Source organism: Thermosediminibacter litoriperuensis (assembly GCF_008124715.1).
Classification (GTDB): Bacteria; Bacillota; Thermosediminibacteria; order Thermosediminibacterales; family Thermosediminibacteraceae; genus Thermosediminibacter; species Thermosediminibacter litoriperuensis.
Genome location: NZ_VNHO01000001.1, coordinates 101524 through 125039 on the forward strand (window position 1 = coordinate 101524; position 23516 = coordinate 125039).

Genomic DNA, 23516 nt, shown 5'->3' on the forward strand with positions numbered 1-23516 from the left:
AACCTATTATAGCACAACCCATTATTCTTGACAACCGAAACCCATTTCTTCCAGCAATTTTTTATCCAGTTCCGTCAGCTTGAGTTTTTTAAAAAGATCGGGCCTTTTTTCCAGAGTACGCCTGAGAGCTTCCCTGCGCCTGAACAGCTCTATTTCCCTATGGTTTCCCGAGAGCAGAACCTCCGGAACTCGAAGCCCCCTGTAAACCTCCGGTCTCGTATAATGGGGATATTCCAGCAGACCGTTGGAAAACGACTCCTCGCTCACCGACTCGTAGCTGCCCAGAACGCCCGGCACCAACCTGGAGGTGGCATCTACTACCGCCAGGGCCGGGATTTCACCTCCGGTCAATACAAAATCCCCCAGTGATACCTCATCGGTTATTATGGTTTTTACCCTTTCGTCGACACCTTCGTAATGGCCGCATATGAGAATTATATGCTCTTCGCAGGACAATTCCCTGGCCATCTCCTGGTTGAAAATTCTGCCCTGGGGTGAAAGCAGGATTATCCGCCTCTTTCTCGCCTCAACGCTACCCACCGCAAAATCCACAGCCTCAAAGATGGGTTCGGGTTTCATAACCATACCCGCGCCCCCACCGTAAGGGTAGTCGTCAACTTTCTTATGCTTGTCCCTGGAAAAATCCCTGATATTTAAAAGCTCTATTTTTATGAGGCCCTTCTCCCGGGCCCTTTTCAATATGCTCACATCCAGCGGTCCGGCGAAGAATTCCGGAAAAAGGGTGAGGATATGAAATAAAAGCACTACTCCATTCCCTCCATAAGTTTTACCACCATTTTATTATTTTCCAGGTCAATCTCTTTTACGACATCCCTTATGGCGGGCAGCAGCAGTTCTCTGCCGTCTTTCAGGCCAACCACGTATACGTCATTGGCTCCCGTTTTGAGTACATCCTGAACCCGCCCGAGCAGCTCGCCATCCTCTTCTTTGTAAACCTCCATACCGATTATATCGCAGATGAAATAATGCCCCTCAGGAAGCTTTACAGCATCCTTCCTGTGAACCATAAGATACCTGCCCCTAAAGCGTTCGGCGGATTCTACCGCATCGATTCCTTGAAGCTCTAAAACCACGAAATCTTTTTTGAGAAACACCACGGAATTTACACCGTAAGATTTTAAAGCACCGTCTTCTTCAACCAGAACCGATTTTAGCTTCCGGAACCGGGCTACGTCGTCGGTTAAAGGCTCTACTTTGACCTGCCCTCTAACTCCCCAGGGAGCGAGTACCCTCCCGACGGTTATGTACTCTCTCAAGGAAAAGGCCTCCCATCTTCGAATAAAAGGGTTAGGTAGAATCCTAACCCTTTTATAAAATTTCCACGATTACTCTTTTGCCTTCTTTGGCAGCTGCTGCTTTGACAACGGTTCTGATAGCCTTTGCTATCCTTCCCTGTTTCCCGATTATTTTGCCCATGTCATCGGGGTGGACTTTTAATTCAATTATTACGGACTGTTCGCCTTCCACCCTATTCACCGCTACCTCTTCGGGATGGTCTACTAAAGCTTTGGCAATGTACTCTACCAGTTCTATCAAGACTTATTCCTCCTTCGCATCAGAATTTTCTTCGCGGTTAGACTTCTGGGCTTTGTACTTTTCAAGGATACCGGTGGTCTTGAATAAGTGCTTTACGGTATCGGTAGGTTGGGCACCCTTTCTCATCCAGTCCAGGGCCTTTTCTTCATTGATTTTTATTTCAGCCGGGTCGGTGAGCGGGTTATAGTAACCAATCTCTTCTATGAATCTACCGTCCCGCGGGCTCCGGCTGTCGGCCACAACGATTCGGTAAAAAGGCCTCTTTTTGGCCCCCATGCGCCTTAATCTTATCCTTACCGCCATTTTTTCACCTCCTTTTACAGGTTAAAAAAGGGCAACTTGAACCTGCCTTTTTTTTTGCCTTTTTCCAGTTCGCTCAACTGCTTCATCATCTTCTTGGTTTGCTCGAATTGTCTTAAAAGCCTGTTAACATCCTGAACCGAGGTACCGCTTCCCATGGCGATTCTCCTGCGCCGGCTTCCGTTTATAATGCTCGGATTCAGACGCTCTTCCTTGGTCATGGAATTGATTATGGCTTCTATATGGACGAGTTCCTTCTCGTTAAATTCAACACCCTGCAGCTTCTGCGGCGAAAAGCCCGGTATCATGTTTAAAATCTGGTCGAGAGATCCCATTTTTCTGACCTGCTTCAGCTGTTCCAGAAAATCATTCAGAGTAAAATCTTCTTTCCTGATTTTTTCTTCCAATTCCCGAGCCTTATTATGATCTATAGCGGCAGTGGCCTTCTCGATAAGACTTAGCACATCACCCATACCCAGGATCCTGGATGCCATCCGCTCCGGGTAAAAGGGCTCCAGATCCGTGAGCTTTTCTCCCATACCAACGAATTTTATGGGACATCCGGTAACGGCCTTTATTGAAAGCGCCGCCCCTCCTCTGGTGTCTCCGTCCAGCTTTGTCAGGATGAGCCCTGTGAGCTGCAGCTTATTATGGAAAGCTTCGGCCACATTTACTGCGTCCTGACCGGTCATGCTGTCCACTACGAGCAGGATCTCATCGGGATTTACGGCATCCTTAATGTTTATGAGCTCCTGCATCAATTCGTCGTCTATGTGCAGCCGGCCGGCTGTATCTATAATGACGACATCGTTGTTATGCCGGGACGCGTATTCCAGGGCAGCCCTGGAAATATTTACGGGATTCTGCTCACCCATGGTAAAAACGGGTAATCCAATCTTTTCTCCCACAACCTGCAGCTGTTTGATAGCTGCGGGGCGGTATATGTCGGCCGCCACCAACAGAGGCCTTCTTCCCTTTTTTGAAAGATAAAGCCCGAGCTTTCCGGCGGTGGTGGTTTTCCCCGATCCCTGCAATCCTACCATCATGATAACGGTAACTTTTGAAGGCGAAAAATTCAGCCTGGATTCTTTCGACCCCATTAATCTGGTGAGCTCGTCGTTTACTATCTTGATCACCTGCTGGGCGGGAGTCAGGCTCTCCATAACCTCCTGCCCTACGGCGCGTTCGGTCACCCTCTGAATGAAATCCTTTACAACCTTGTAGTTAACGTCGGCCTCAAGCAGGGCGAGCTTAACTTCTCGCATTGCCTGTTTCACGTCGGCCTCGGTTAACTTCCCTTTTCCCCTCAATTTCTTGAATACTGCTTCCAGTTTTTGAGTCAAGGCTTCAAACGCCAAGTCATTCACACCCTTCTTTTATAAGCATGGCGAGTTCGTCGCACACTCTTTTCCACCTGGTCTTGCCCTGTTCGCTGATAAAAGGCTCCAGTTCCTCAAGGGACTTTAGAATTCTTTCCATGCCTCTCGTCATGAAAAGAAACCTTCCCACCAGTCCCAGTTTCTTCTCGCAATCCTCCAGAAAAGCGGTGGAGCGGTGTATGACATCAAAAACGCCCTGGCGGGTGACGCCGAAATTATCCGCAATTTCGCTCAAAGACCAGTCGCTGAAAAAGTGAAGCTCGAAAAATTCTCTCTGTCTATCGGTCAAAAAAGCCCCGTAAAAATCGTACAAAAGGCTCAATCTCAAAAGGTCCGGCATTTGTTTCACCTGTAAAGGATTTACGCTTTACATACTTATTTTATACAATAACCAGAGCCCAGTCAACAGATATTTAAAATATCGCATCCACAAAGGCATTCGGGTCGAATTCCTGCAGGTCGTCCACGCCCTCGCCGACACCGACGAAAAGCACCGGCAGGTTTAATTCTGAAGCGATGGCCACAGCCACACCGCCTTTTGCCGTGCCGTCCAGTTTGGTGAGGATGATCCCGGAAATATTTACGGCTTCTTTAAAAATTCTGGCCTGCGCTATAGCGTTCTGTCCGGTAGTGGCGTCCAGCACCAGCAGGCTCGAAATTCTCGCTTCCGGGTACTCCTTTTCACTGACCCTGTAGAGTTTTTTGAGCTCCTCCATAAGGTTTTTCTTAGTGTGCAGCCTGCCGGCAGTATCGCAGATTATTATGTCCGCGCGGCGGGCTTTACCTGCCTGTATAGCATCGAATAAGACCGACGCCGGATCCGATCCCTCCTGGTGCTTTATGACATCAACACCCACTCTCTGGCCCCAGATCGAAAGCTGTTCGGTCGCCGCCGCTCTGAAGGTATCGGCGGCGGCGAGGATCACTTTTTTGCCTTTGGATTTAAATTTATAAGCCAGCTTACCTATTGTAGTGGTTTTCCCCACGCCGTTTACTCCCACTATGAGGATAATAGCCGGGGGAATAATGTCGAACTTCGGCTCCGGGAAGACATTTATAATCTCGTTTTTCAGGGCTTCCTTCAGCTCTTCCGGAGATTTGATCTTTTCTGCCTTTACCTTCTCCCTGAGACGGGAAATAAGTTTTTCTGTGGTATCAACACCTATATCAGCGGTTATGAGGATTTCTTCAAGTTCTTCAAGGGTATCTTCATCTATTTTTGTTGAGAATTTCAGAAGGCTTTCAACTTTTCCGGCCAAGGAGTCTCTGGTTTTTGCAAGGCTCTGCTTCAGGCGGTCAAAAAAACCCATATTCCCACATCCTCCCTGTATTTAATCCTCCAGTTTTACAGTTATTAATTTCGATACCGCGGTTTCTTCCATGGCTATGCCGTAAAGGGCGTCGGCAACCTCCATTGTACCCTTTCTGTGGGTTATTATTATTACCTGGGTATGCCCGGACACTTTTTTCAAATAACGTGTAAACCTGTCTATATTGGCATCGTCCAGAGCCGCTTCAATCTCGTCAAGTATACAAAAAGGCGTTGCTTTAATGTTCAATATTGAAAAAAGCAAGGCAATAGCCGTTAGGGCCCTCTCACCGCCGGATAACAGCGTTAGGTTTTGCAGTTTTTTACCCGGTGGCTGAGCGATTATCTCAATTCCGGAGTCCAGAAGATTTTCCCCGTCGTCCAGAATTAATTCCGCTTTACCTCCTCCGAAAAGTTCAACGAACACTTTTTGAAACTCCACTTTAACCCTTTGAAAGGTGTTTAAAAACATTTCTTCCATGGTCTTTGTTAAATCCTTTATGAGGTCGTCCAGTTTTATTTTTGCCTGGAGCAGGTCGTCCCTCTGGCTCTTTAAAAAATCATACCTGGATTTGAGGTTTTCGTAATCCTCGATGGCATTCAAGTTAACCGTACCCAGAGCTATAATCTTGTCTTTAACGGAATAAAGCTCTTGCTGCATCCTTTCGTAACCGCCCAGGTCTCGTTTTAAGCCCAATGCGTCTTTCACAGACATGGAGTATTTTTCCATGAGCCCGGCTTCTATGTGTTCTATCTCAATTTTCAGCGAAGCCTCGCTGATACGGTATTCTCCCAGCGCATTCTCCGCCTTTTTACCCTCTCGTTCGAGCCGCACCAGGTCTTTTTGGATTGCCTCTATGTTTCGTTCGATTTCTTCTTTTTGATTCTTCACTTCTACCAAAGCATTGTGTAAATTTGCCTGATTTCTGGCGTGATCTTCCAACCTGTGCTGCAATTCCCGGATTTTGTTTCCGGTGGATTCCAGGGCTTCCCGGATTGCATCCATATTTTGCTCCAGTTCTTTCTTCTCTTTTTGCCATCCTTCCATATTCTGTTCAAGGTTTTGAATCTGATATTTGAGGCCGAGTTCTTCCTGTCTGAGAGAGTTCAAAACAGCTTTCAGGTCATTTATTTCCTTTTCAAGTTCATCCCTCAATTTTTTACTTTCCACAATTTCCCTCTGAAGGGTCTCTACCCTGGACTGGTGTTCTGCATTTTGCTCTTCTATGCAGCTTATATCCTCCTGTACCTTTAGAATCTGGCGGTCGATATCTTCTACATCTCTTTCGACCTGCTTTTTTTCGAGTTTTAAAAGCCGCTGCCTTTCCAACCTCTCTTCCATCAAACCCTTTTTTTCCATCTGTTCTTTTTCAAGACCTGCAATCTCAAGGTTGGATATGTAAACGTTTTGATTAAGGGCCTCGATGGACTTTTGGGTTTTTTCCATGGCTTCCTCCAGGGAACTGATCCTGTTTTTCAGGGCGGATATTTCTTCTTCAATGATACCCATTTTCTCCTTGATTTCCCTGAATTCCCTTTTGCGGCTCAACAGCAGGCTGGATTTTTTTAAGCTGCCCCCGGTTATAGGACCGCCGGGGTTTATTATCTCCCCTTCCAGCGTAACGACTTTTATGCCGAAATCCGTTTTCCTGGCTATTGTCAGAGCGCTGTCTATGTCTTCTGCAACAATGACCCTGCCTAGAAGATGAGCCAAAACCGGAGTAAACTTTTTATCGTATCCTATCAGCCTGCAAGCGACCCCTATACAACCCGGCAACGTGAGGATCCAGTTTTCATCCGGGCTTAATGATCTGGGTTTTACCGATGAAAGGGGTAGAAAAGTGGCGCGGCCGAGGTTGTTGCGCTTCAGATATTCAATGGCTTCTTTAGCGTTCTGTTCGGTATCACACACGATGTTTTGAAGCGCCCCTCCCAGGGCGGCCTCTATAGCAGTCTCCATTTTTCTGTCGGTATCTATAATATCCGCGACGGTTCCGTATATCCCGCTTACATTAATTTTGCCTCTTTTCAGATGAGAGAGAAGGTTCTTCACACCCAACTGATAACCTTCGTAACTCTGATTTATTTCGTCCAAGGCTCTGTAACGGGACTTTAATTCGTTAAGCAGGATAATTTTTTCCTGCAGCAATTTTCCAGTATTCCTGTATTCGCCGTTCTGCTCCTCGAGCACCTTTTGCAGGTGTTCCAGCTTTCTGTTGAAATCATTGAGGTTTTCTTTCAGACCCGCCAGCCTTCCGTTAATACTGTCCAGTTCCCGCAACGTTAAAGAATTAGCCTCATCGATCTGGCTCAGCTCTTTTTCTATTTGTGTTATGCGCTTTTGCATATTGTCCTTCATGGTTATGAGGCTTGTAATCATATTCTTAATTTCTGAAGCGGAATTCAAAAGGTCTATAACGTCGCCTTTCAAGTTTTCGATAGTAACCTGTTTTTCCCTTATCCGCGAATCCACGGAGGTTAATGCCTTCTCTTTCTCGTATAATTTTAGCTCCATACCGTTGATTTCTCTAATTTTTTCCTCCAGCTCTTTGACCTTGCAGCTCAAATTGTTTCTTGCTGCCGCCAGCTTTTCATTTAAAGCGCTGAGTTTTTGTTCGGTTATGCTTAGATCTTCTTCCAACTGTCTGAGCCTTTCTTTCTGCCACTCTTTTTCCTTTTCTATTTCCATTTTCTCCGCATTTTTATTGAAAAACTCTCCGTGGAGTCTTTCGTACTCTTCCTGCTTGTTGTACAGCTCCCTTTTAATATGTACCAGCCTTGCCTCCAGATTGGCCTTTTTATTTCTTATTTGTTCCAGCGCTAAATTTTTTTCTGCAAGGCCGGAGACAACTTGAGCCAGTTTTTCCTGAAGCCTTTCCAGGTCTAATAAGAGCAGGTTGACCTCCAGCAGCTTTTGCTGTTCAGATAGTTTCTGGTATTCTAGTGCCTTCTCCCGCTGTAAAAACAGAGGTTCCAGCTGAGCTTCGATCTCTGCCAATATATCGTCCACTCTGGTCAAATTTGCCATGGTCTCTTCCAGCTTTTTTTCGGCTTCCCTCTTTCTCGCCCTGTGTTTCATTATACCGGCTGTCTCTTCAAACATCAGGCGCCTCTCTTCGGGCCTGCTTATCAAAAACTCGTCCACTTCCCCCTGACTGATTATGGAGTAGCCGTCCTTTCCTATCCCCGTATCCATGAACAACTCCTGGATGTCCTTCAGCCTGCAGGGAACCTTGTTGAGGTAAAATTCACTTTCACCGGAGCGGAACACCCGTCTTGTTATACATACTTCCGAATACTCCAAGGGCAGTAAATGGTCCGAATTATCCAGGATTATTGATACCTCGGCCATGCCCATGGGCCTTCGGCCATGACTGCCTGCAAAAATGACGTCTTCCAGCTTTGACCCGCGCAGCGTTTTAATGCTCTGCTCACCCAATACCCAGCGGATAGCGTCGGTTATGTTGCTCTTGCCGCTGCCGTTAGGGCCGACTATGGCGTTGATACCGGGTTGAAATTCGATTTCTATCCTATCGGCAAAGGATTTAAAACCTTGTAGTTCGACCCTTTTTAGATACAAAAAAACAAACCTCCTTTACCTGAATCCCGCTCACCCTTTAGATTTTACCATATAAAGAGCTAAATAAAAATACCTGTCCGGAAAGACAGGTATTCACTCCCAAAAACTTATCGGGGTTCTACTATAAATTTAATTGCTGTTCTTTCTTCACCGTCAATTTCAATCTCTGCAAAAGCAGGAACGGTAACCAGATCGATGCCATTAGGAGCGACAAACCCTCTGGTTATTGCAATTGCTTTAACCGCTTGATTTACAGCTCCAGCACCTACTGCCTGAAGTTCAGCTACCCCTTTTTCTCTCAGGACGGCTGCCAGAGCACCAGCAACGGCCTTGGGTTTTGACTGAGCTGACACCTTTAGTACTTCCATTCTACATATACCCCCTTAAATTTTTTTTATTTAATATATTCTATGACTCATACAAAATTCCTTCTCAATTGTAAACATTATATTGCCATATTTCTGTTTTTTAAGAATCGTATTGCCGATCTTGCGGCGTTCTGTTCGGCCTCTTTCTTACTTTTGCCGCAGCCGCAGCCCAGAACCTTATCCTTCCACACGACCTCAACAAAAAACGTCTTGTCGTGATCAGGCCCCTCTTCTTTTACCACATTATAAGTAATCCTATCGGGTGAGATCCTCTGCAACATCTCCTGAAGAGCTGTCTTGTAATCGGGGAACAATTTTCCTTCTTCGGCCTTTTCCATAATGGGTTTGAACTTCTCCCTTATAAAGCCGGTGACAACATCAAAACCCTTATCAAGATACATGGCGCCGATCAGAGCTTCAAAGGTATCGGCGAGTATGGAAGCTTTTTCTCTGCCGCCGGTGATTTCCTCGCCTTTGCCCATTATTAAAAAATCTCCTAGAGTGAGCTTTCGCGAAAGATACGCCAGGCTTTCCTCGCACACCAGCAGAGCTCTTAATTTTGTCAGCTCCCCTTCCGTATAATTGGGATACTTATCGTAGATCCACTCGCTTATTGCCAGTTCCAGCACCGCATCCCCCAGAAATTCAAGCCTCTGATTGTGTTCCTGGGAAGAAAGCCCCTTTTCGTAAGCATAAGAAGGATGTATGAGAGCCTTGTTTAGAATATCAAGATCATCAAAATCGACACCCAGGATTTGCTGCAATTTTTTCAATTCACCACATCTTTTTTCATCTACAGCCATTTCTCGAAAACCTCATCTAATTTTTTATTTTGCCTATTATTATGGTGGCGTTGTGGCCTCCGAAACCCATGGAGTTCGAGAGTGCCACATTGATCTTTTTTTTCACGGAAGTATTCGGCACATAATTTAGGTCGCATTCCGGGTCCGGGGTTTCATAGTTGATGGTGGGGTGCACCTCATCGGTATATACCGTCATCACAGTCGCAATCGCCTCCACTGCTCCCGCCGCCCCAAGGAGATGCCCGGTCATGGATTTGGTGGAACTAATGAACAGGTTGTATGCGTGCTCGCCAAACACGCTCTTTATGGCCATCGTTTCAAATTTATCGTTCAACGGAGTAGAGGTGCCATGGGCGTTAATGTAATCTATTTCCTCAGGCTGTATTCCCGCATCCTTGATAGCCGCCAGCATGGCTCTTTTCGCCCCTTCCCCTTCGGGAGCCGGTTGAGTCAAATGATGGGCATCAGCTGTACAGCCGTATCCCAAAACTTCAGCGTATATGCGAGCTCCTCTTTTCAGGGCATGTTCCAGCGTTTCCATTACCAGGATACCTGCCCCTTCGCCCATCACGAAGCCGTCCCTGTCCTTATCAAAAGGTCGGCTGGCCCTGGACGGATCTTCGTTTCTGGTGGAAAGGGCCTTCATTGAAGAAAAGCCTGCTAGAGATAGTGGGGTAATGGGGGCCTCCGTACCGCCCGTTAAAATTACGTCCGCTTCGTTCCTCTGGAGTATCCTGAAGGCTTCGCCTATTGCCGCGGTGCCCGAAGCGCAGGCGGTAGTGACTGTAAAATTAGGCCCTTTGAGGTTGAAAAATATCGAGATCTGGCCTGAGGCCATGTTAGATATCATCATCGGGACGAAAAACGGGCTGACGCGTTTCGGACCTTTTTCCATCAGAACGCTATACTGTTTCTCCCAGGTTTCAACTCCGCCTATTCCGCAGCCGACAACGACCCCGACCCTAGTTAGATCTACGGAGGACAGATCCAGCCCGGCGTCATCTATGGCCATTCCGGCAGCCCCAATGACAAACTGCGCAAAACGATCCAGCCTCTTTAATTCCTTGTTATCTATATAGTCCTCCGGGTTATAGTCTTTTACCTCTCCTGCGAATTTGGTGGGGAATTCATCGCAATTAAAGCGTGTTATATAATCTATTCCGGATTTCCCTTCAAGAAGGGATTTCCAGAACTTCTCCTTGCCTGTTCCGACCGGCGATATTACTCCCAATCCTGTAATAACCACGCGCTGTTTTTGCATTTTGGTTCTCCCCCAAGCAAAGTATTATTTAAAGTAAGTCCCGCGAAAACTTCACGGGACTTACCGATCAACCTTATGATGTGTGATTTTTTATGTAATCTATCACGTCTTGAACGGTTTTGATCTTTTCTGCGTCTTCATCAGGGATTTCAAGGTCGAATTCTTCCTCAAAAGCCATTATTAATTCAACAATATCCAGTGAATCTGCCCCCAGGTCGTCGATAAAGGAAGCCTCGGGTACCACTTCATCTTCATCGACGCCTAACTGGTCGGCAATGATTTTCTTTACCCTGTCTAGAATTTCCATTAATTCACCCCCCTTCTATGGAGTGAAATTCAGATTGTCCCCATTAGTTTATTCCTTATTTTAAGATATTATAAAGTGAGCCCACCGTCAATAGCGATAATCTGCCCGGTTATATAGCTTGACTCGTCCGATGCCAGAAAAGCTACGAGGTTTGCCACATCCTCGGGTTCTCCCAATCTTTTAAGGGCAATTTTTTCAGCTATGACGTCCTCTGAAGTTTTCTGAATCATCGCCGAAGTCATGTCGGTCTTTATGAATCCCGGTGCGACGGCATTTACGGTTATGCCCCTGCTGCCCAGCTCCTTGGCCAGCGCTTTAGTAAATCCTATTATTCCCGCTTTGGCAGCAGCGTAATTTGCCTGCCCTGCATTGCCGTATATACCGGCTACCGAGGAAATGTTAATTATCTTCCCACCCCGCTGCTTCACCATATACTTTACAACACTTTTTGTGGTATTGTAGAGACCCTTTAAATTGGTGTTGATCACATCATCCCAATCTTTTTCGGTCATGCGCAGTATCAAAGCATCCCTTGTGATGCCGGCGTTATTCACAAGCACGTCGATTCGACCGTATTTCTGGTAAACGTCTTCAACCATCTTGGCGGCCTGATTGTAATCGGCCACGTCGGCTCTGTAGGCCATTGCCGTACCACCCAAACTTTCTATTTCGGCCACGACTTCCAGGGCTGATTTTTCATTTGTCTTATAATTAACTACTACGACAGCCCCGCTTCGGGCTAGTTTAATACTTATGCTCCTGCCTATCCCTCTAGAACCTCCCGTAACTATACAGGCTTTACCTGACAAGTCCATTATTTCCTCCCCCTAAAGTAACCTATAGTCTTGCGCAGGGATTCAATGTCCTCCACATTCAGGGTAACCAGGGCTCTGTCGATTTTCTTGACAAACCCCGAAAGCGCTCTACCGGGCCCTAACTCCACAAAAGTATCCACTCCCATTTCTCTCATTTTGTTGACGATGTCTTCCCAGAGTACCGGAGAGCTCACCTGTTTTACTAGAAGTTCCTTTATTACGGCACCTTCGCTAACCAGGTCCGCAGTTACATTTGAAACTAGGGGAATTTTAGCAGATTTTATGTAGATTTTATCCAGCTCCACCGCAAGCTTTTCACCCGCCGGCTTAAGAAGGCTGCAGTGGAAAGGCGCGCTTACGGGCAGCATGACAGCTTTCCTGGCGCCCTTTTCTTTTGCGATCTCTACCGCCTTTTCAACAGCCCTCACTTCCCCGGAAATCACTATCTGATCCGGACAGTTAAAATTGGCGGCTTCCACCACTCCGGTCTCCGAAGCGAGTTCACAGACTCTGAGCACCTCCTGCTTTCCTAGACCGATTATTGCAGCCATGGCTCCCTGTCCCGGCGGCACGGCTTCCTGCATATACATGCCCCTCTTCCGCACCAGGCGTACCGCTTCCTCGAAGTCTATGGATTCTGCAGCTACAAGGGCGGAATACTCTCCCAAGCTCAACCCCGCCACCACGTCGGGGACTATCCCTTCTTCTTTCAGTAAGAAGTAGCAGGCTACACTGTGAGTTAAAATGGCCGGCTGGGTGTTGGCGGTTTCCTTCAGCCTCTCTTCAGGACCGTTAAAGCAGATTTCGGAAATTTTATAGCCCAATACTTCGTCGGCCCTGTCGAAAATTTTTCTTGCCGTTTCAAAATTGGCGGTCAGCTCCCTGCCCATACCGACGTATTGGGCACCCTGCCCGGCAAACAAAAACGCCACTTTTCCCATCAATACTACCTCCACTTTTTACCGGATACCATTCCATCCAGCAGCACCCTGGCATCGTTGACAATTTCTTCTATTATTTCTTTCACAGGTTTAATTTCGTTTACAAGGCCGGCTATCTGCCCTGCCATCAGTGAGCCGTACTCCGCATCACCTTCCACCGCTGCTTTCAGTTTCCCCGCGCCAAGGGCCTCATATTCTTTCGGGTTTGCCCCCTTTTCCTCCAGCAGCTCAAACTTTCGAGACAGTTTGTTCTTCAACACTCTTACCGGGTGTCCCGTGGGCCTTCCGGTTACCACGGTGCTCCGGTCTCCGGCCTTAATGACCGCCTGTTTATAGTTTTCGTGAACAGTGCATTCCTTCGAGCATATGAATCTTGTACCCATTTGAACGCCCTTCGCCCCCAGTGTTAAAGCCGCGAGGAATCCCCTTGCATCCGCAATGCCTCCGGCTGCTATTACCGGGATTTTAACGGCGTCAACCACCTGGGGTACCAGAGCCATCGTCGTGATATCTCCTATATGGCCACCGCACTCCATACCTTCGGCGATAACCGCATCCACACCCATTTTTTCAAGTCTCTGGGCCAGAGCGACGGAGGCTATTACCGGGATAATTTTAATACCGGCTTCCTTCAAGTTGGGTATGTATTTGCCCGGGTTCCCGGCTCCGGTGGTCACTACCGGAACTCTTTCTTCGATGATCACCTTCATTACCTCATCGACGAAAGGAGACATGAAATACACGTTAACCCCAAAGGGCTTATCGGTCAGGGATCTGGTTTTCCTGATCTCTTCTCTTACCGCCTCGGCCGGTGCGTTGCCCGCCCCTATTATGCCAAGACCGCCGGCATTGGAGACGGCCGCTACCAGTTCAGCGGTAGCCACCCAGGCCATCCCTCCCTGTATTATAGGGTATTTAATCCCCAGCAGGTCGCATATTTCAGTGTGGAACATGAGAATCCCCCTAACAACTAGTAGTAATATACGACTCCTATGAGACCCGGCCCTGAATGAGCGCCCAGAACACACCCCAGGGTTGTCAGGTAAAGCTCTCTGAATTCAAATCGTTCTTCGATGACTTTTTTAAATCGCGAGGCTTCTTCAAGGCAATCGGAATGTACAACGGCCCCCGTAAGCGGGCCCCTGGCCGCATCCTGAGAAATTTTTTCCAGCAGCTTGTTAAGCGCCTTTGCTTTTCCCCGGATTCTCTCCACCGGAGTTATCAGACCATCTTCTATAGTAAGCACCGGTTTTACATTGAGTAGATTTCCAAGAAGGGCCGCCGCTCTTCCTATCCTCCCACCCTTACGCAGGTACTCAAGGGTGTCCACCAAAAAATATATCCGGATTCTCTTTTTCAAATCCTCTACCGTATCGAGGATCTCACCTGCTTGTTTGCCTTCCCGGGCCGCCTTGGCCGCTTCGATTGCCATGAATCCCAGCATCATCGACGCTCCTTGTGAATCCACCACATCTACGGGAATATCAACCATGCTCCCGGCCACAACGGCGGAATTGTAGGTTCCGCTCAGCTTGCCGGACAGGTGAATCGATATTACGCGCGTAGCATTATTTGCCAGTTTTTTAAAGCATTCGACAAACTCTGTAGGAGGTGGCTGGGATGTCCGGGGGTGGTGGGGCGATGTCCTCAACTTTTTATAGAACTCATCGGGTGTTATATCAATACCATCCCTGTATTCTTCTTCCCCGAAAAATATTTTTAACGGCACTATGCTGATTCCGTACTTCTCCACTACATCCGCCGGCAAGTCCGCTGTGCTGTCGGTCACTATTTTTACAGACTCCATAAGCTCACCTGCCAATTCATATCAGTTGAGACTCCACTCAATAAGATTAGCTCCCCAGGTAAGGCCGGCTCCGAACCCCACCAGCACCACCTTATCACCTTTTTTAATCCTTTTCTCTCTAACGGCTTCGTCCAGGGCCACCGGGATCGATGCGGCAGACATGTTGCCGTATCTATCCAGGTTGACCATCACTTTTTCTTTGGGAATGTCGAGCCTTTTTACGGCTGCATCGATAATCCTCATATTCGCTTGGTGCGGGATAACAAGAGCCACGTCATTCATGGTTAAGTTCGCCTTTTCTACCACCTTTCTTGTGGATTCCTCCATTATCTTTACGGCAAATTTGAACACTTCGTTCCCATTCATCTTAATGTAATGCTTGCGGGCCCTTACCGTTTCAATACTGGCCGGCTCCCTGGACCCGCCGGCAGGCATGAAAAGCAGATCTTTTCCCCCTCCATCGGCTCCTAAAAGACTTTCCAGGATTCCTCCTTGTTCAACCTCGCTTATTACGGCTGCTCCCGCACCGTCTCCGAACAATACGCACGTATTCCTGTCCTGCCAGTCGACAATTTTTGATAGAGTCTCCGCACCAAAGATGAGAATATTCCTGTACATGCCGCTTGCAATAAACTGGGCAGCTGTGGTCAGGGCGTATATAAATCCGGTACATCCGGCCGACAGGTCGAATGCGGCCGCCTTGAATGCTCCTATCCTTCTCTGCACGACGCATGCGGTCGATGGAAACATCATGTCAGGAGTTACCGTTGCGCCTATGATCAAATCCAGTTCCCCGGGATCCAGCCCGGCCCTTTGCAGGGCGTGGAAGGATGCCTTCACAGCCATATCAGAGGTAGCCGTATTTTCGCCGGCGATCCGCCGGTAAGAAATTCCTGTCCTGGCCTTTATCCATTCATCGGAGGTTTCCACCATCTTTTCCAGATCGTTATTTGTAAGTACTTTTTCAGGAGTATATGACCCTACACCTATAATACCTGCTCTTTTCAAGGCGATAACTCTCCTTCTATATCTATAAGCGCTTTTTTCAATTTTAAATGCACGTCACTTTCAGCAAACTGTTTTGCCATTTTAATACCGTTGAATATTGCCTTTCTGTCCGACGAGCCGTGACACTTTATAAGAATTCCGTCAAGACCGAGAAACATCGCTCCACCGTATTCGGAATAATCCATCCTGGCTTTGACGGCTTTTAAAGCCGGTTTTATTAAAAGAGCTCCTATTGAGTATGTAAGTTTCCCTTTGACTTCGGTTTTTAACTGGTCCAGCAAAAAACTCCCGAAGCCTTCAACGGTCTTGAGGAATATATTGCCCACAAATCCGTCACACACTACCACGTCAAAGTCGCCATCGAAAAAGTCCCTGGCTTCTGCATTTCCTCCGAAGTTGATATCTTTTAATCCTTTCAATATCCCGTAAGCCGTTTTAACGGCATTGCTCCCCTTTTCTTCCTCGACGCCTATGTTGAGCAAACCTACTCTGGGTTTCTCAACGCCCAGGATCTCCCTGCTGTAGACGCTCCCCATGACGGCAAACTGGACGAGGTTTCTGGGTTTTGAATCGCTGTTTGCGCCGATATCCAGCAACAGCGCCGGCTTTTTTCTGGTAGGAACCAGGGTGGCAATGGCAGGCCTTTCAACTCCCTCAAACCGCCCGAGGATAAAAAGGCCGCCGGCCATAAGGGCGCCGGTACTCCCGGCGGAAACCATAGCGCTACCTTGTCCTTCTTTCAGCAGCCTCATGCCTTTGGGAATTGACGCATCCTTTTTGGTTCTGATAGCCGCTACAGGCGGTTCATCGTTACCTATAACTTCAGCGGCGTTCACCACTTCGATTTTCGGCGCCGGCGTCGTTATATAACGCCGAATTTTTTCTTCATTTCCCACCAGAACGACGTCCAGGTCCAGGTTTTTCACCGCCTCTAGAGCGCCTAAAACCACTTCCTCCGGAGCGTTGTCTCCACCCATGGCATCTACTATAATCTTCATACATTCACCCCGCCATCCAGTGATACCAGTATAAACTTACCCCGAAACACTTCCCGCTGCTTCTCATATACCCTTACAAAGACGAACTGTTTATTGCCCCTGACTCTAGTAACTTCCGCCTTTGCAACGAGTTTCTGCCCCGCGAATACGGGCGATTTATATTTTATATTGGCAACTCCCGTCAGAGCTACGTTTGCATCTATAACAGCTATGGCCAGCGAGTTTGCCTGGGCAAATATGAAATCTCCCCTCACTATTTTTGTTTTTTCGAAAGTCATGTCTTCGGTGGTCTCGAGTATAGAAATACCCCTTTTGCCCAGTTCCAGATCTACCAGTTCACCAACAATCTCTTTTACACCTATTGCCCTGACTTTGGAGTAGTTTTCCTGAGCTACAGCTTTTATTCTTTCGCGAAGCTCCGGGATTTTAAGCTCCATCCGGTCCAGCCTTATAGTCTGGACGCTGACGTTAAACCTCTCCGCCAGCTCTTCGTCGGTTAAAAAAGGGTCATCAGCAAGCAAGGTCTGAAGCTCCTTTTGCCTTTCCCTTTTAGACAACCCTTTTTTAAACAATATAATCACCTCAATAATAGTTGCTTTTAGGATCAGCTATTAATAGTATATATTATTTTTTAATCAAAATCAACCAAAATAATGAAAAAAGATCAACTTTGACCGTCAGCTGGAAGTTTGATCTTTCTTTTAAAGTTATTCTGTTATTCGGGCGTGAAAGTTATAGATAAAAATAAAAGAGAGAACATACTTTATGTTATGTTCTCTCTTTTACCACCTTTTTACTCGGCTTCCACTTTTACTACCTGGCGGCCTTTATAGTACCCGCAGTTGGGGCATATCCTGTGAGGCATTTTTACATGGTGGCAGTGAGGGCACTGATTTATGGACGGCAATGTCAGCTTCCACTGGGCCCTGCGCTTTGCTGTCCTGGCTTTGGAAAACCTGCGCTTTGGATTTGCCATGCTAACACCTCCTAATCATTGTTGGTATCCAGTAACTTTTCCAGCACCCGCAATCTCGGGTCTACTTTTGTCCCTTTGCACCTACATTCACCGCTGTTGAGATCCACACCGCAATAGGGGCAAAATCCCCGGCAGTCGGGCGAACACAGCACTTTGCTGGGCAGATTTAATATTATTTCGTTAATCACAGGAGTGTCAAGCTTAATAACGTCTTCTTCTATGGGAAATACTTCATCCTCTTCATCCTTGTGCTTTTCCGGAGATTCGCTGAACTTGAAGTTAAAATCGATCTTTAGATCCACTCGAGTTTTTGTGAGGCACCTGTAGCACTGGTCCTCAATGACAGCATGAATTACCCCAGTAACCCCGAAAAGTTTTTTCCCGAGGTTTTCAACCCTACCGTTCACCCGGACCGGGGCTACAAAATCTATCCTTTCTCCTTTGAACTCCAGTCCTTCTACCTTTTCCTCTACATCAAAATCGTACGCCGCACCAACCTTTTGTTTTATGTCCGCTATAGAGAGTTCCAATTAAATTCACCTTCATTCGAAAAACTCAACTCATTTAATTATAAAAGGACCGAAGGTCGCTGTCAAGGCTTATATCAGTGCAATGGTATCTTTGGCGATCATAAGTTCTTCATTGGTCGGTATGACGAGGACCCTGGTACGTGCATCATCCGCCGATATGTCGGCCTCCTGCCCCCTTATCCTGTTTTTTTCTTCATCGATCTTTATCCCGAAATATTCCATATCCTTACATATCATATGCCTTACTGTAGACGAATTTTCGCCTATGCCGCCCGTAAATACTATGGCATCCAGCCCGTTCATTGCCGCGGCGTAAGCGCCGATATACTTCTTGGCCTGGTATGTGAAAACTTCCAGCGCCAGCTTTGCCCTGTAATTGCCCTCTCCGGCGGCCTGTTCGATATCTCTGAAATCGCTGCTGACTCCAGAAATGCCCAAAACACCGCACTTTTTATTCAGATAATCGTTTATTTTCTCTAAGGGAACCCCCTCTTTTTCCATTATGAAGACCGGTATATACGGATCAATGGTGCCGCACCGGGTACCCATAGTTATACCCTCAAGAGGCGTGAATCCCATGCTGTTTTCCACGAATTTTCCGCCTTTGACCGCCGATATGCTGGACCCGTTGCCGAGGTGAAGTGTAACGAGTTTCAGGGTTGCCAGGGGGCGGTTCAGCACTTTGGCAGCTCTCATGGAAACGTATCTGTGAGAAGTGCCATGGAATCCATATCTCCTTACAGAATATTTCTCGTAAAGCTCGTACGGCACGCCGTAAATATAAGCGTATTCGGGTATCGTCTGGTGGAAAGCCGTATCAAAAACTCCCACCATAGGAACATCGGGTAGTATCTCCCTGACGGCTTCAATTCCCCATATGTTCGGCGGATTGTGCAGTGGAGCCAGCTGTATGCATTCCTTCAATACATTCATAACATCGTCATCGATCTTTACCGAACCGGAGAACTTTTCTCCACCGTGGACAACCCTGTGACCCACCGCACCTATCTCGGAAACATCCTTTATGACCCCGTATTCTTCGTGTACGAGAGCGTCCAGCATTAATTTTACTGCAACTTTATGGTTGGGAACTTCAGCCTTTATTTCAACTTTATCTTTACCAGCCGGCTGATGCTTCAGCAATGAACCTTCAAGGCCTATTCTCTCAACCAGTCCCTTGGCGAGTACAGTCTCATTTTCCATATTGAAGAGCTGATATTTTAAGGAAGAGCTTCCGCAATTTATGACAAGAACCTTCATGATTTATCCCCCAATTCGATATTTTATTTAAATATTCATGCTCGCGGCCTGAAGAGCCGTTATAGCCGCTACATTTACGATATCTTCGGCGCTGCACCCCCGCGACAGGTCGTTTATCGGCTTTGCAAGGCCCTGACTTATAGGACCTACTGCTTCGGCCTTTGCCAGGCGCTGTACCAGCTTATAGCCTATGTTGCCGGCGTTGAGATCCGGGAAGATCAATATATTGGCCCGACCCGCCACCTGACTGTCCGGGGCCTTTGTTTTAGCCACCTTGGGGACCAAGGCCGCATCTGCCTGTAATTCGCCGTCAACTTTTAATTCGGGAGCTTTTTCTTTAACGATCCTGGTGGCTTCCATTACCTTTTCCACCAGCTCGTGCTGGGCGCTTCCCCTGGTGGAAAACGACAGCATAGCGATATACGGCTCTTCGTCCATAAGAGCTTTCCAGGTCCTAGAAGATGCGATGGCTATTTCAGCCAGCTGCTGGGCATCGGGATTCGGGTTAATGGCACAATCGGCAAAAAGCATTACACCGTTTGCTCCGTATTCGCAGTCGGGCACCACCATCATAAAAGCGCTGGATACGACGCTGACTCCCGGCGCGGTCTTTACAACCTGAAAAGCCGGTCTGAACACATCGGCCGTCGCGGTAACAGCTCCCGCCACCATGCCGTCCACATCCCCGGCTTTAACCATCATCGTGCCAAACCAGATCGGATCTTTTACCAGCTCCCGCGCCTTTTCTTCTGTCATTCCCTTGTCCTTCCTGAGTTCGTACAAAAGTGCCGTATACTCTTCGGCTTTAGGCGAAGCCACTGGGTCTACGATTTCGACACCGGAAATATCGGTGTCTGCGGCCACAGCCCTTATCTTATTCTCATTCCCCAGCAGCACTACATCCGCCAGCTTTTCCTCACAGATTACAGATGCCGCCCGAACTACTCTCTCATCAACGCCTTCGGCTAGAACTATGGTTTTGTTTGTTGATTTGGCTCGTTCCCTTATTTTCTGGATCAAATCCATGGCATTTTACCCCTTTCCTTAGAAATTCTGTTTCAGTCTATTTAAATAGTGTCTCCATAATTAATATAACAATAAAAGGCCCAATTACAAGCCCCGAAAACACAAAAAAAGAAATTCTACACAAAAATTATATTTCCTCCCTTTAAAAAATTTTTTTTTGCTATATAATAGAAAATGCGATTTTATGGAGGTAAAAAGATGAAGATCGTTGGTGTCATAGCCGAGTACAATCCTTTCCACAGCGGTCACATGTATCACCTTAGCAAAATTAGGTCCGAATTTAATCCCGACGCAATTTTATGCGCTATGAGCGGAAATTTTGTCCAGAGAGGGGAGCCCGCGGTTTTCGACAAATGGGTCAGGGCTGAAATGGCGCTCGGAGGCGGAGCCGACCTGGTGATGGAAATCCCTGCCTGCTTCGCAGCATCAACGGCCGAAGTTTTTGCAGAAGCTTCGGTTAAGCTTTTGAACTCAACGGGATTGGTCAATTACCTGAGCTTCGGTATAGAGGAATGCCGGATTGAAGAGTTAAATCTTATTGGAAAGCTTTTTGCGGAGGAACCCCCTCTCCTAAAAGCGTCGATAAAAAAATTTTTAAAGAAAGGTCTTTCTTTCCCGGCAGCCAGGGAAAAAGCCGCGCTGGAACTCTTATCTTCCCAGATTCCCGATGGCAAACTTCAGTTGCTACCCCATCTTTTGAGAAAACCCAATTTCATCCTTGCCGTCGAGTACGTCAAAGCAATAAAAAAATTGGGGGTCGACATGGAAATCCTGCCGGTGTTGAGGAAAGGCGCCGGCTATCACGAAAAAGGCCTGCAAAGGGAATTTCCCAGCGCTTCGGCCATCCGGTGTTTTCTCAGGGAAACTCGGGACAAAGAGGCTTTAAACTTACTGGCCTCGGCCCTGCCCACCCACTGCATTGAAATCATAAAAAGAGAAATTGAATCGGGCAACGGCCCTGTATTTTTTGAGGATTTTGAACTCTTAATACTGGGCATCCTGCGGCGAAGCTCTGAAGAAGATCTCTCTTTAATCTTTGACATTAAAGAGGGGTTGGAGAACCGCATAAAACGCGCTGCTAAAAAAGCTTCAAGTTTGGCCGAATTGATCGAGGAAATAAAGTCAAAAAGATACCCCGAGACCAGAATCCAGCGCATTTTGATCCACATCCTGCTCAATATAGAAAGAGAACTGGTTTCTAGCAGAGCCCCGCTGTACATAAGGGTGCTCGGTTTTTCTCAAAAGGGTTCGGAAATTCTCAGGAAGATTAAAGAAAAAACCAGCCTGCCTGTCATTACCAGAACCGCCGAATATAAAAATTTAAAAAATCTTGCCCGGCGGATGTTTGAAATCGACCTGCTGGCTTCCGATATTTACTCGCTAGCAAAGCCCTCCAGAGATAAACGACAGGGCGGTATGGATTTTTACAAAAAAATAATACATTATAATTTTTCAAGGTAATCGAGCACATCCTCCAAGGTTTTAACGGGTACGATTTTTATGTCAAGATTCCGGGCGGCTTTGAACGCATCCTGAGCGTTTTTCTCGGGGACAAAAAATATTTCGGCGCCGTCTCTGTAAGCCGCAGCCACCTTTTGAGCCACACCGCCGATTTCTCCCACCTGCTCATCAAGACTTATGGTGCCTGTACCCGCAATTTTACGGCCTTTCGTTAGGTCCCCCGGCGTCAGCTGGTTTAATATCTCCAGGGTAAACATCACTCCCGCCGAAGGTCCACCTATATCACCCGTATTTATATCTATCTTTATCGGCAGCACTGGCTTCCAGTCCAGGGTTGTTATCAAGACGCCGATTATAGGTTTTCCCTTTTGGGTTTTGCTCTCTACCGTCGCTACCGTTAAAGGTATCCTCTTTCCGTTTCTCTCGATTTCTATATCGACCGTCTCTCCTATCCGGCGCCTAGTTACTATATTAACTACTTCCTCGGCGAGATTAACCTTTATCCCGTCTACTTTGGTTATTATATCGTCAGGCATTATAATGCCCCGCGCAGGGCTATCTTCCATTACTTCTACAACCCGAGCTCCCTTTCCCATTATCAGCGGCTTGTATCCCGCCCTCTTCAGTGCTACCACCTCTGCAATTTTTTGGCTTTCTTCCATCCACTGTCTCATATATTCCCTGTATTTTTTCATATCCATGTCCGGGGGAATCAGGCTCTCTTTTTTTTCCACGCTGACGTGCGGGTGCAATGCGGCGTAAAATAACAGGGGAATATTTAAAGGTCTCGTGGATACCGTTGTTAAAAAAAAGGCACCTTTTTCATCATCAATGCCGTTTTCCACCCTAACAATCTCTTTAAGATTCAGCGTTACTCCGGGAGCCACAATGGTGTAATGGTTTGTCATATAGAAATTTGCAGCTAAAAGGACTATTAATGTTACCACCAGTGCCGATCGGCGCTTTGAGAAAAAATTTCTGGTCATCTATCATAGCCCTTCCCTTCCAGAATAGATAAAATTTTGGGCACGGCGGCTTCGGTTGCTCTGATTCCTTCTTGAATACACCGTTCAGGCTCACCGAAGGCCATAGGGTTAACGCCCTCGAGGTTAGGGGTTATAAGTATGTCGCAATCATAACTTTTTAGCGCCTGAAGTTCTCTCCCCATTACCTCAAAGGTTTGAATCAGAATATCGTAAATATTATCCAGCGAGCTCTTCCCGCTGAAACCTAGTTCTACTCCTATGACTATATCTGCACCCATTACCCGAGCCGCCCGCCCGGGAACTCTTTCCAGCACCCCGCCATCCACCAGCACCATTCCGGCCTTTATCACTGGGCGGAAGATACCAGGTATGGCGATACTGGCTCTGACAGCTGAAGCCACATTTCCTTCTCTTATCAAAACCGACCTCTTCGAGCGAAGGTCAGTAGCCACTACACCCAGAGGAATTTTGAGTTCATCAAAATTTCTGTTTCTGGTGAGAAGTCTTAACATCTCTTCCACTTTATTGCCGGCTATCAATCCCAGCCTTGGAAAGGTAATGTCAAGCCAGTGTCTTCTTTTTATATGGTATGCCATGGATTCCATATAATCTACACTCATACCGGAAGCGTAAAGCGCTCCTATAATGCTACCGATACTTGAGCCGGTGACGAGGTCTATGGGTATTCCGTACTTTTCTAACACTCTGATTACACCTATATGGGCATAACCTTTAGCCGCCCCCGATCCCAGGGCGAGCCCCACAATCGGCCTCCCTTTCACGTCCCCGCTCATCCCTTCTGGCTAAGAATATAAAAACTTTCCCGGCAATATATATTAGTATA

Annotated in this window: 26 protein-coding genes; 1 reads left to right on the forward strand and 25 read right to left on the reverse strand. The window is 47.1% G+C overall.

Going from position 1 to position 23516, the window contains the following annotated elements:
- Positions 1 to 21 precede the first annotated feature (21 nt).
- From trmD to pta, 23 genes are all read right to left on the reverse strand, one after another.
- Positions 22 to 765, reverse strand: coding sequence for a tRNA (guanosine(37)-N1)-methyltransferase TrmD (trmD, locus tag LZ11_RS00570; protein ID WP_148865630.1), 744 nt, complete (start codon positions 763 to 765; stop codon positions 22 to 24).
- On the reverse strand, positions 765 to 1277 hold the full coding sequence (gene rimM / locus LZ11_RS00575; RefSeq protein WP_148865632.1) for a ribosome maturation factor RimM: 513 nt from the start codon (positions 1275 to 1277) through the stop codon (positions 765 to 767). The genes trmD and rimM overlap by 1 nt, the downstream gene beginning before the upstream one ends.
- A gap of 52 nt (positions 1278 to 1329) precedes the next feature.
- A complete protein-coding gene (locus LZ11_RS00580) occupies positions 1330 to 1557 on the reverse strand; it encodes a KH domain-containing protein (RefSeq protein ID WP_148865633.1) in 228 nt (75 codons plus the stop codon).
- Between the two features lie 3 nt (positions 1558 to 1560).
- Entirely contained in the window at positions 1561 to 1860 is a 300-nt protein-coding gene (rpsP, locus tag LZ11_RS00585) for a 30S ribosomal protein S16 (RefSeq protein WP_148865636.1), read from the reverse strand.
- Between the two features lie 14 nt (positions 1861 to 1874).
- The gene (ffh, locus tag LZ11_RS00590) at positions 1875 to 3215 is read right to left on the reverse strand and encodes a signal recognition particle protein (protein ID WP_148865638.1); all 1341 of its coding nucleotides are present in this window, start codon (positions 3213 to 3215) and stop codon (positions 1875 to 1877) included.
- A gap of 1 nt (position 3216) precedes the next feature.
- Positions 3217 to 3576, reverse strand: a complete 360-nt coding sequence (ylxM, locus tag LZ11_RS00595) for a YlxM family DNA-binding protein (RefSeq protein ID WP_148865640.1) — start codon at positions 3574 to 3576, stop codon at positions 3217 to 3219.
- Positions 3577 to 3649: 73 nt separating this feature from the next.
- Positions 3650 to 4546 carry a signal recognition particle-docking protein FtsY gene (gene ftsY, locus LZ11_RS00600; protein WP_148865642.1) on the reverse strand — a complete coding sequence of 299 codons (897 nt, stop codon included), beginning with the start codon at positions 4544 to 4546 and terminating at the stop codon, positions 3650 to 3652.
- Positions 4547 to 4567: 21 nt separating this feature from the next.
- The gene (smc, locus tag LZ11_RS00605; protein ID WP_148865644.1) at positions 4568 to 8125 is read right to left on the reverse strand and encodes a chromosome segregation protein SMC; all 3558 of its coding nucleotides are present in this window, start codon (positions 8123 to 8125) and stop codon (positions 4568 to 4570) included.
- Positions 8126 to 8232: 107 nt separating this feature from the next.
- A complete protein-coding gene (locus LZ11_RS00610) occupies positions 8233 to 8493 on the reverse strand; it encodes a stage V sporulation protein S (protein ID WP_013275863.1) in 261 nt (86 codons plus the stop codon).
- A 77-nt stretch (positions 8494 to 8570) separates the two neighbouring features.
- Positions 8571 to 9296, reverse strand: coding sequence for a ribonuclease III (gene rnc / locus LZ11_RS00615; RefSeq protein WP_148865647.1), 726 nt, complete (start codon positions 9294 to 9296; stop codon positions 8571 to 8573).
- A gap of 16 nt (positions 9297 to 9312) precedes the next feature.
- Positions 9313 to 10557, reverse strand: a complete 1245-nt coding sequence (gene fabF / locus LZ11_RS00620; RefSeq protein ID WP_148865648.1) for a beta-ketoacyl-ACP synthase II — start codon at positions 10555 to 10557, stop codon at positions 9313 to 9315.
- 73 nt (positions 10558 to 10630) lie between these two features.
- On the reverse strand, positions 10631 to 10864 hold the full coding sequence (acpP, locus tag LZ11_RS00625) for an acyl carrier protein (RefSeq protein ID WP_148865650.1): 234 nt from the start codon (positions 10862 to 10864) through the stop codon (positions 10631 to 10633).
- A 68-nt stretch (positions 10865 to 10932) separates the two neighbouring features.
- The gene (fabG, locus tag LZ11_RS00630) at positions 10933 to 11679 is read right to left on the reverse strand and encodes a 3-oxoacyl-[acyl-carrier-protein] reductase (RefSeq protein ID WP_148865652.1); all 747 of its coding nucleotides are present in this window, start codon (positions 11677 to 11679) and stop codon (positions 10933 to 10935) included.
- Entirely contained in the window at positions 11679 to 12620 is a 942-nt protein-coding gene (gene fabD / locus LZ11_RS00635; RefSeq protein WP_148865654.1) for an ACP S-malonyltransferase, read from the reverse strand. Before fabD ends, fabG begins: the two co-directional genes overlap by 1 nt.
- 5 nt (positions 12621 to 12625) lie before the next feature.
- Positions 12626 to 13573: an enoyl-[acyl-carrier-protein] reductase FabK gene (fabK, locus tag LZ11_RS00640; RefSeq protein WP_148865656.1), complete on the reverse strand. Its 948-nt coding sequence runs from the start codon at positions 13571 to 13573 to the stop codon at positions 12626 to 12628.
- Positions 13574 to 13590: 17 nt separating this feature from the next.
- Complete coding sequence (locus LZ11_RS00645; RefSeq protein WP_148865658.1) at positions 13591 to 14427, reverse strand: DegV family protein; 837 nt, start codon at positions 14425 to 14427, stop codon at positions 13591 to 13593.
- Between the two features lie 21 nt (positions 14428 to 14448).
- A complete protein-coding gene (locus tag LZ11_RS00650; protein ID WP_148865660.1) occupies positions 14449 to 15435 on the reverse strand; it encodes a beta-ketoacyl-ACP synthase III in 987 nt (328 codons plus the stop codon).
- Positions 15432 to 16433: a phosphate acyltransferase PlsX gene (gene plsX / locus LZ11_RS00655; protein WP_148865662.1), complete on the reverse strand. Its 1002-nt coding sequence runs from the start codon at positions 16431 to 16433 to the stop codon at positions 15432 to 15434. Before plsX ends, LZ11_RS00650 begins: the two co-directional genes overlap by 4 nt.
- A complete protein-coding gene (gene fapR, locus LZ11_RS00660) occupies positions 16430 to 17005 on the reverse strand; it encodes a transcription factor FapR (protein ID WP_148865664.1) in 576 nt (191 codons plus the stop codon). The genes plsX and fapR overlap by 4 nt, the downstream gene beginning before the upstream one ends.
- Before the next feature lie 221 nt (positions 17006 to 17226).
- Positions 17227 to 17409, reverse strand: a complete 183-nt coding sequence (gene rpmF, locus LZ11_RS00665; RefSeq protein ID WP_148865666.1) for a 50S ribosomal protein L32 — start codon at positions 17407 to 17409, stop codon at positions 17227 to 17229.
- Between the two features lie 11 nt (positions 17410 to 17420).
- Positions 17421 to 17939, reverse strand: coding sequence for a YceD family protein (locus LZ11_RS00670; RefSeq protein ID WP_148865668.1), 519 nt, complete (start codon positions 17937 to 17939; stop codon positions 17421 to 17423).
- 69 nt (positions 17940 to 18008) lie between these two features.
- Positions 18009 to 19199: an acetate/propionate family kinase gene (locus LZ11_RS00675; RefSeq protein ID WP_148865670.1), complete on the reverse strand. Its 1191-nt coding sequence runs from the start codon at positions 19197 to 19199 to the stop codon at positions 18009 to 18011.
- A 27-nt stretch (positions 19200 to 19226) separates the two neighbouring features.
- On the reverse strand, positions 19227 to 20225 hold the full coding sequence (pta, locus tag LZ11_RS00680; protein WP_148865672.1) for a phosphate acetyltransferase: 999 nt from the start codon (positions 20223 to 20225) through the stop codon (positions 19227 to 19229).
- 198 nt (positions 20226 to 20423) lie between these two features.
- Between pta and LZ11_RS00685 the strand changes: the two genes are divergently transcribed.
- Positions 20424 to 21686, forward strand: coding sequence for a nucleotidyltransferase (locus LZ11_RS00685; protein WP_148865674.1), 1263 nt, complete (start codon positions 20424 to 20426; stop codon positions 21684 to 21686).
- Here the strand turns inward: LZ11_RS00685 and LZ11_RS00690 are convergent.
- Both LZ11_RS00690 and LZ11_RS00695 read right to left on the reverse strand, forming a co-directional pair.
- A complete protein-coding gene (locus LZ11_RS00690) occupies positions 21668 to 22672 on the reverse strand; it encodes a YlbL family protein (protein WP_148865676.1) in 1005 nt (334 codons plus the stop codon). The two genes, LZ11_RS00685 and LZ11_RS00690, sit on opposite strands and share 19 nt — an antisense overlap.
- On the reverse strand, positions 22669 to 23454 hold the full coding sequence (locus LZ11_RS00695; RefSeq protein ID WP_170240243.1) for a patatin-like phospholipase family protein: 786 nt from the start codon (positions 23452 to 23454) through the stop codon (positions 22669 to 22671). Before LZ11_RS00695 ends, LZ11_RS00690 begins: the two co-directional genes overlap by 4 nt.
- Positions 23455 to 23516 lie beyond the last annotated feature (62 nt).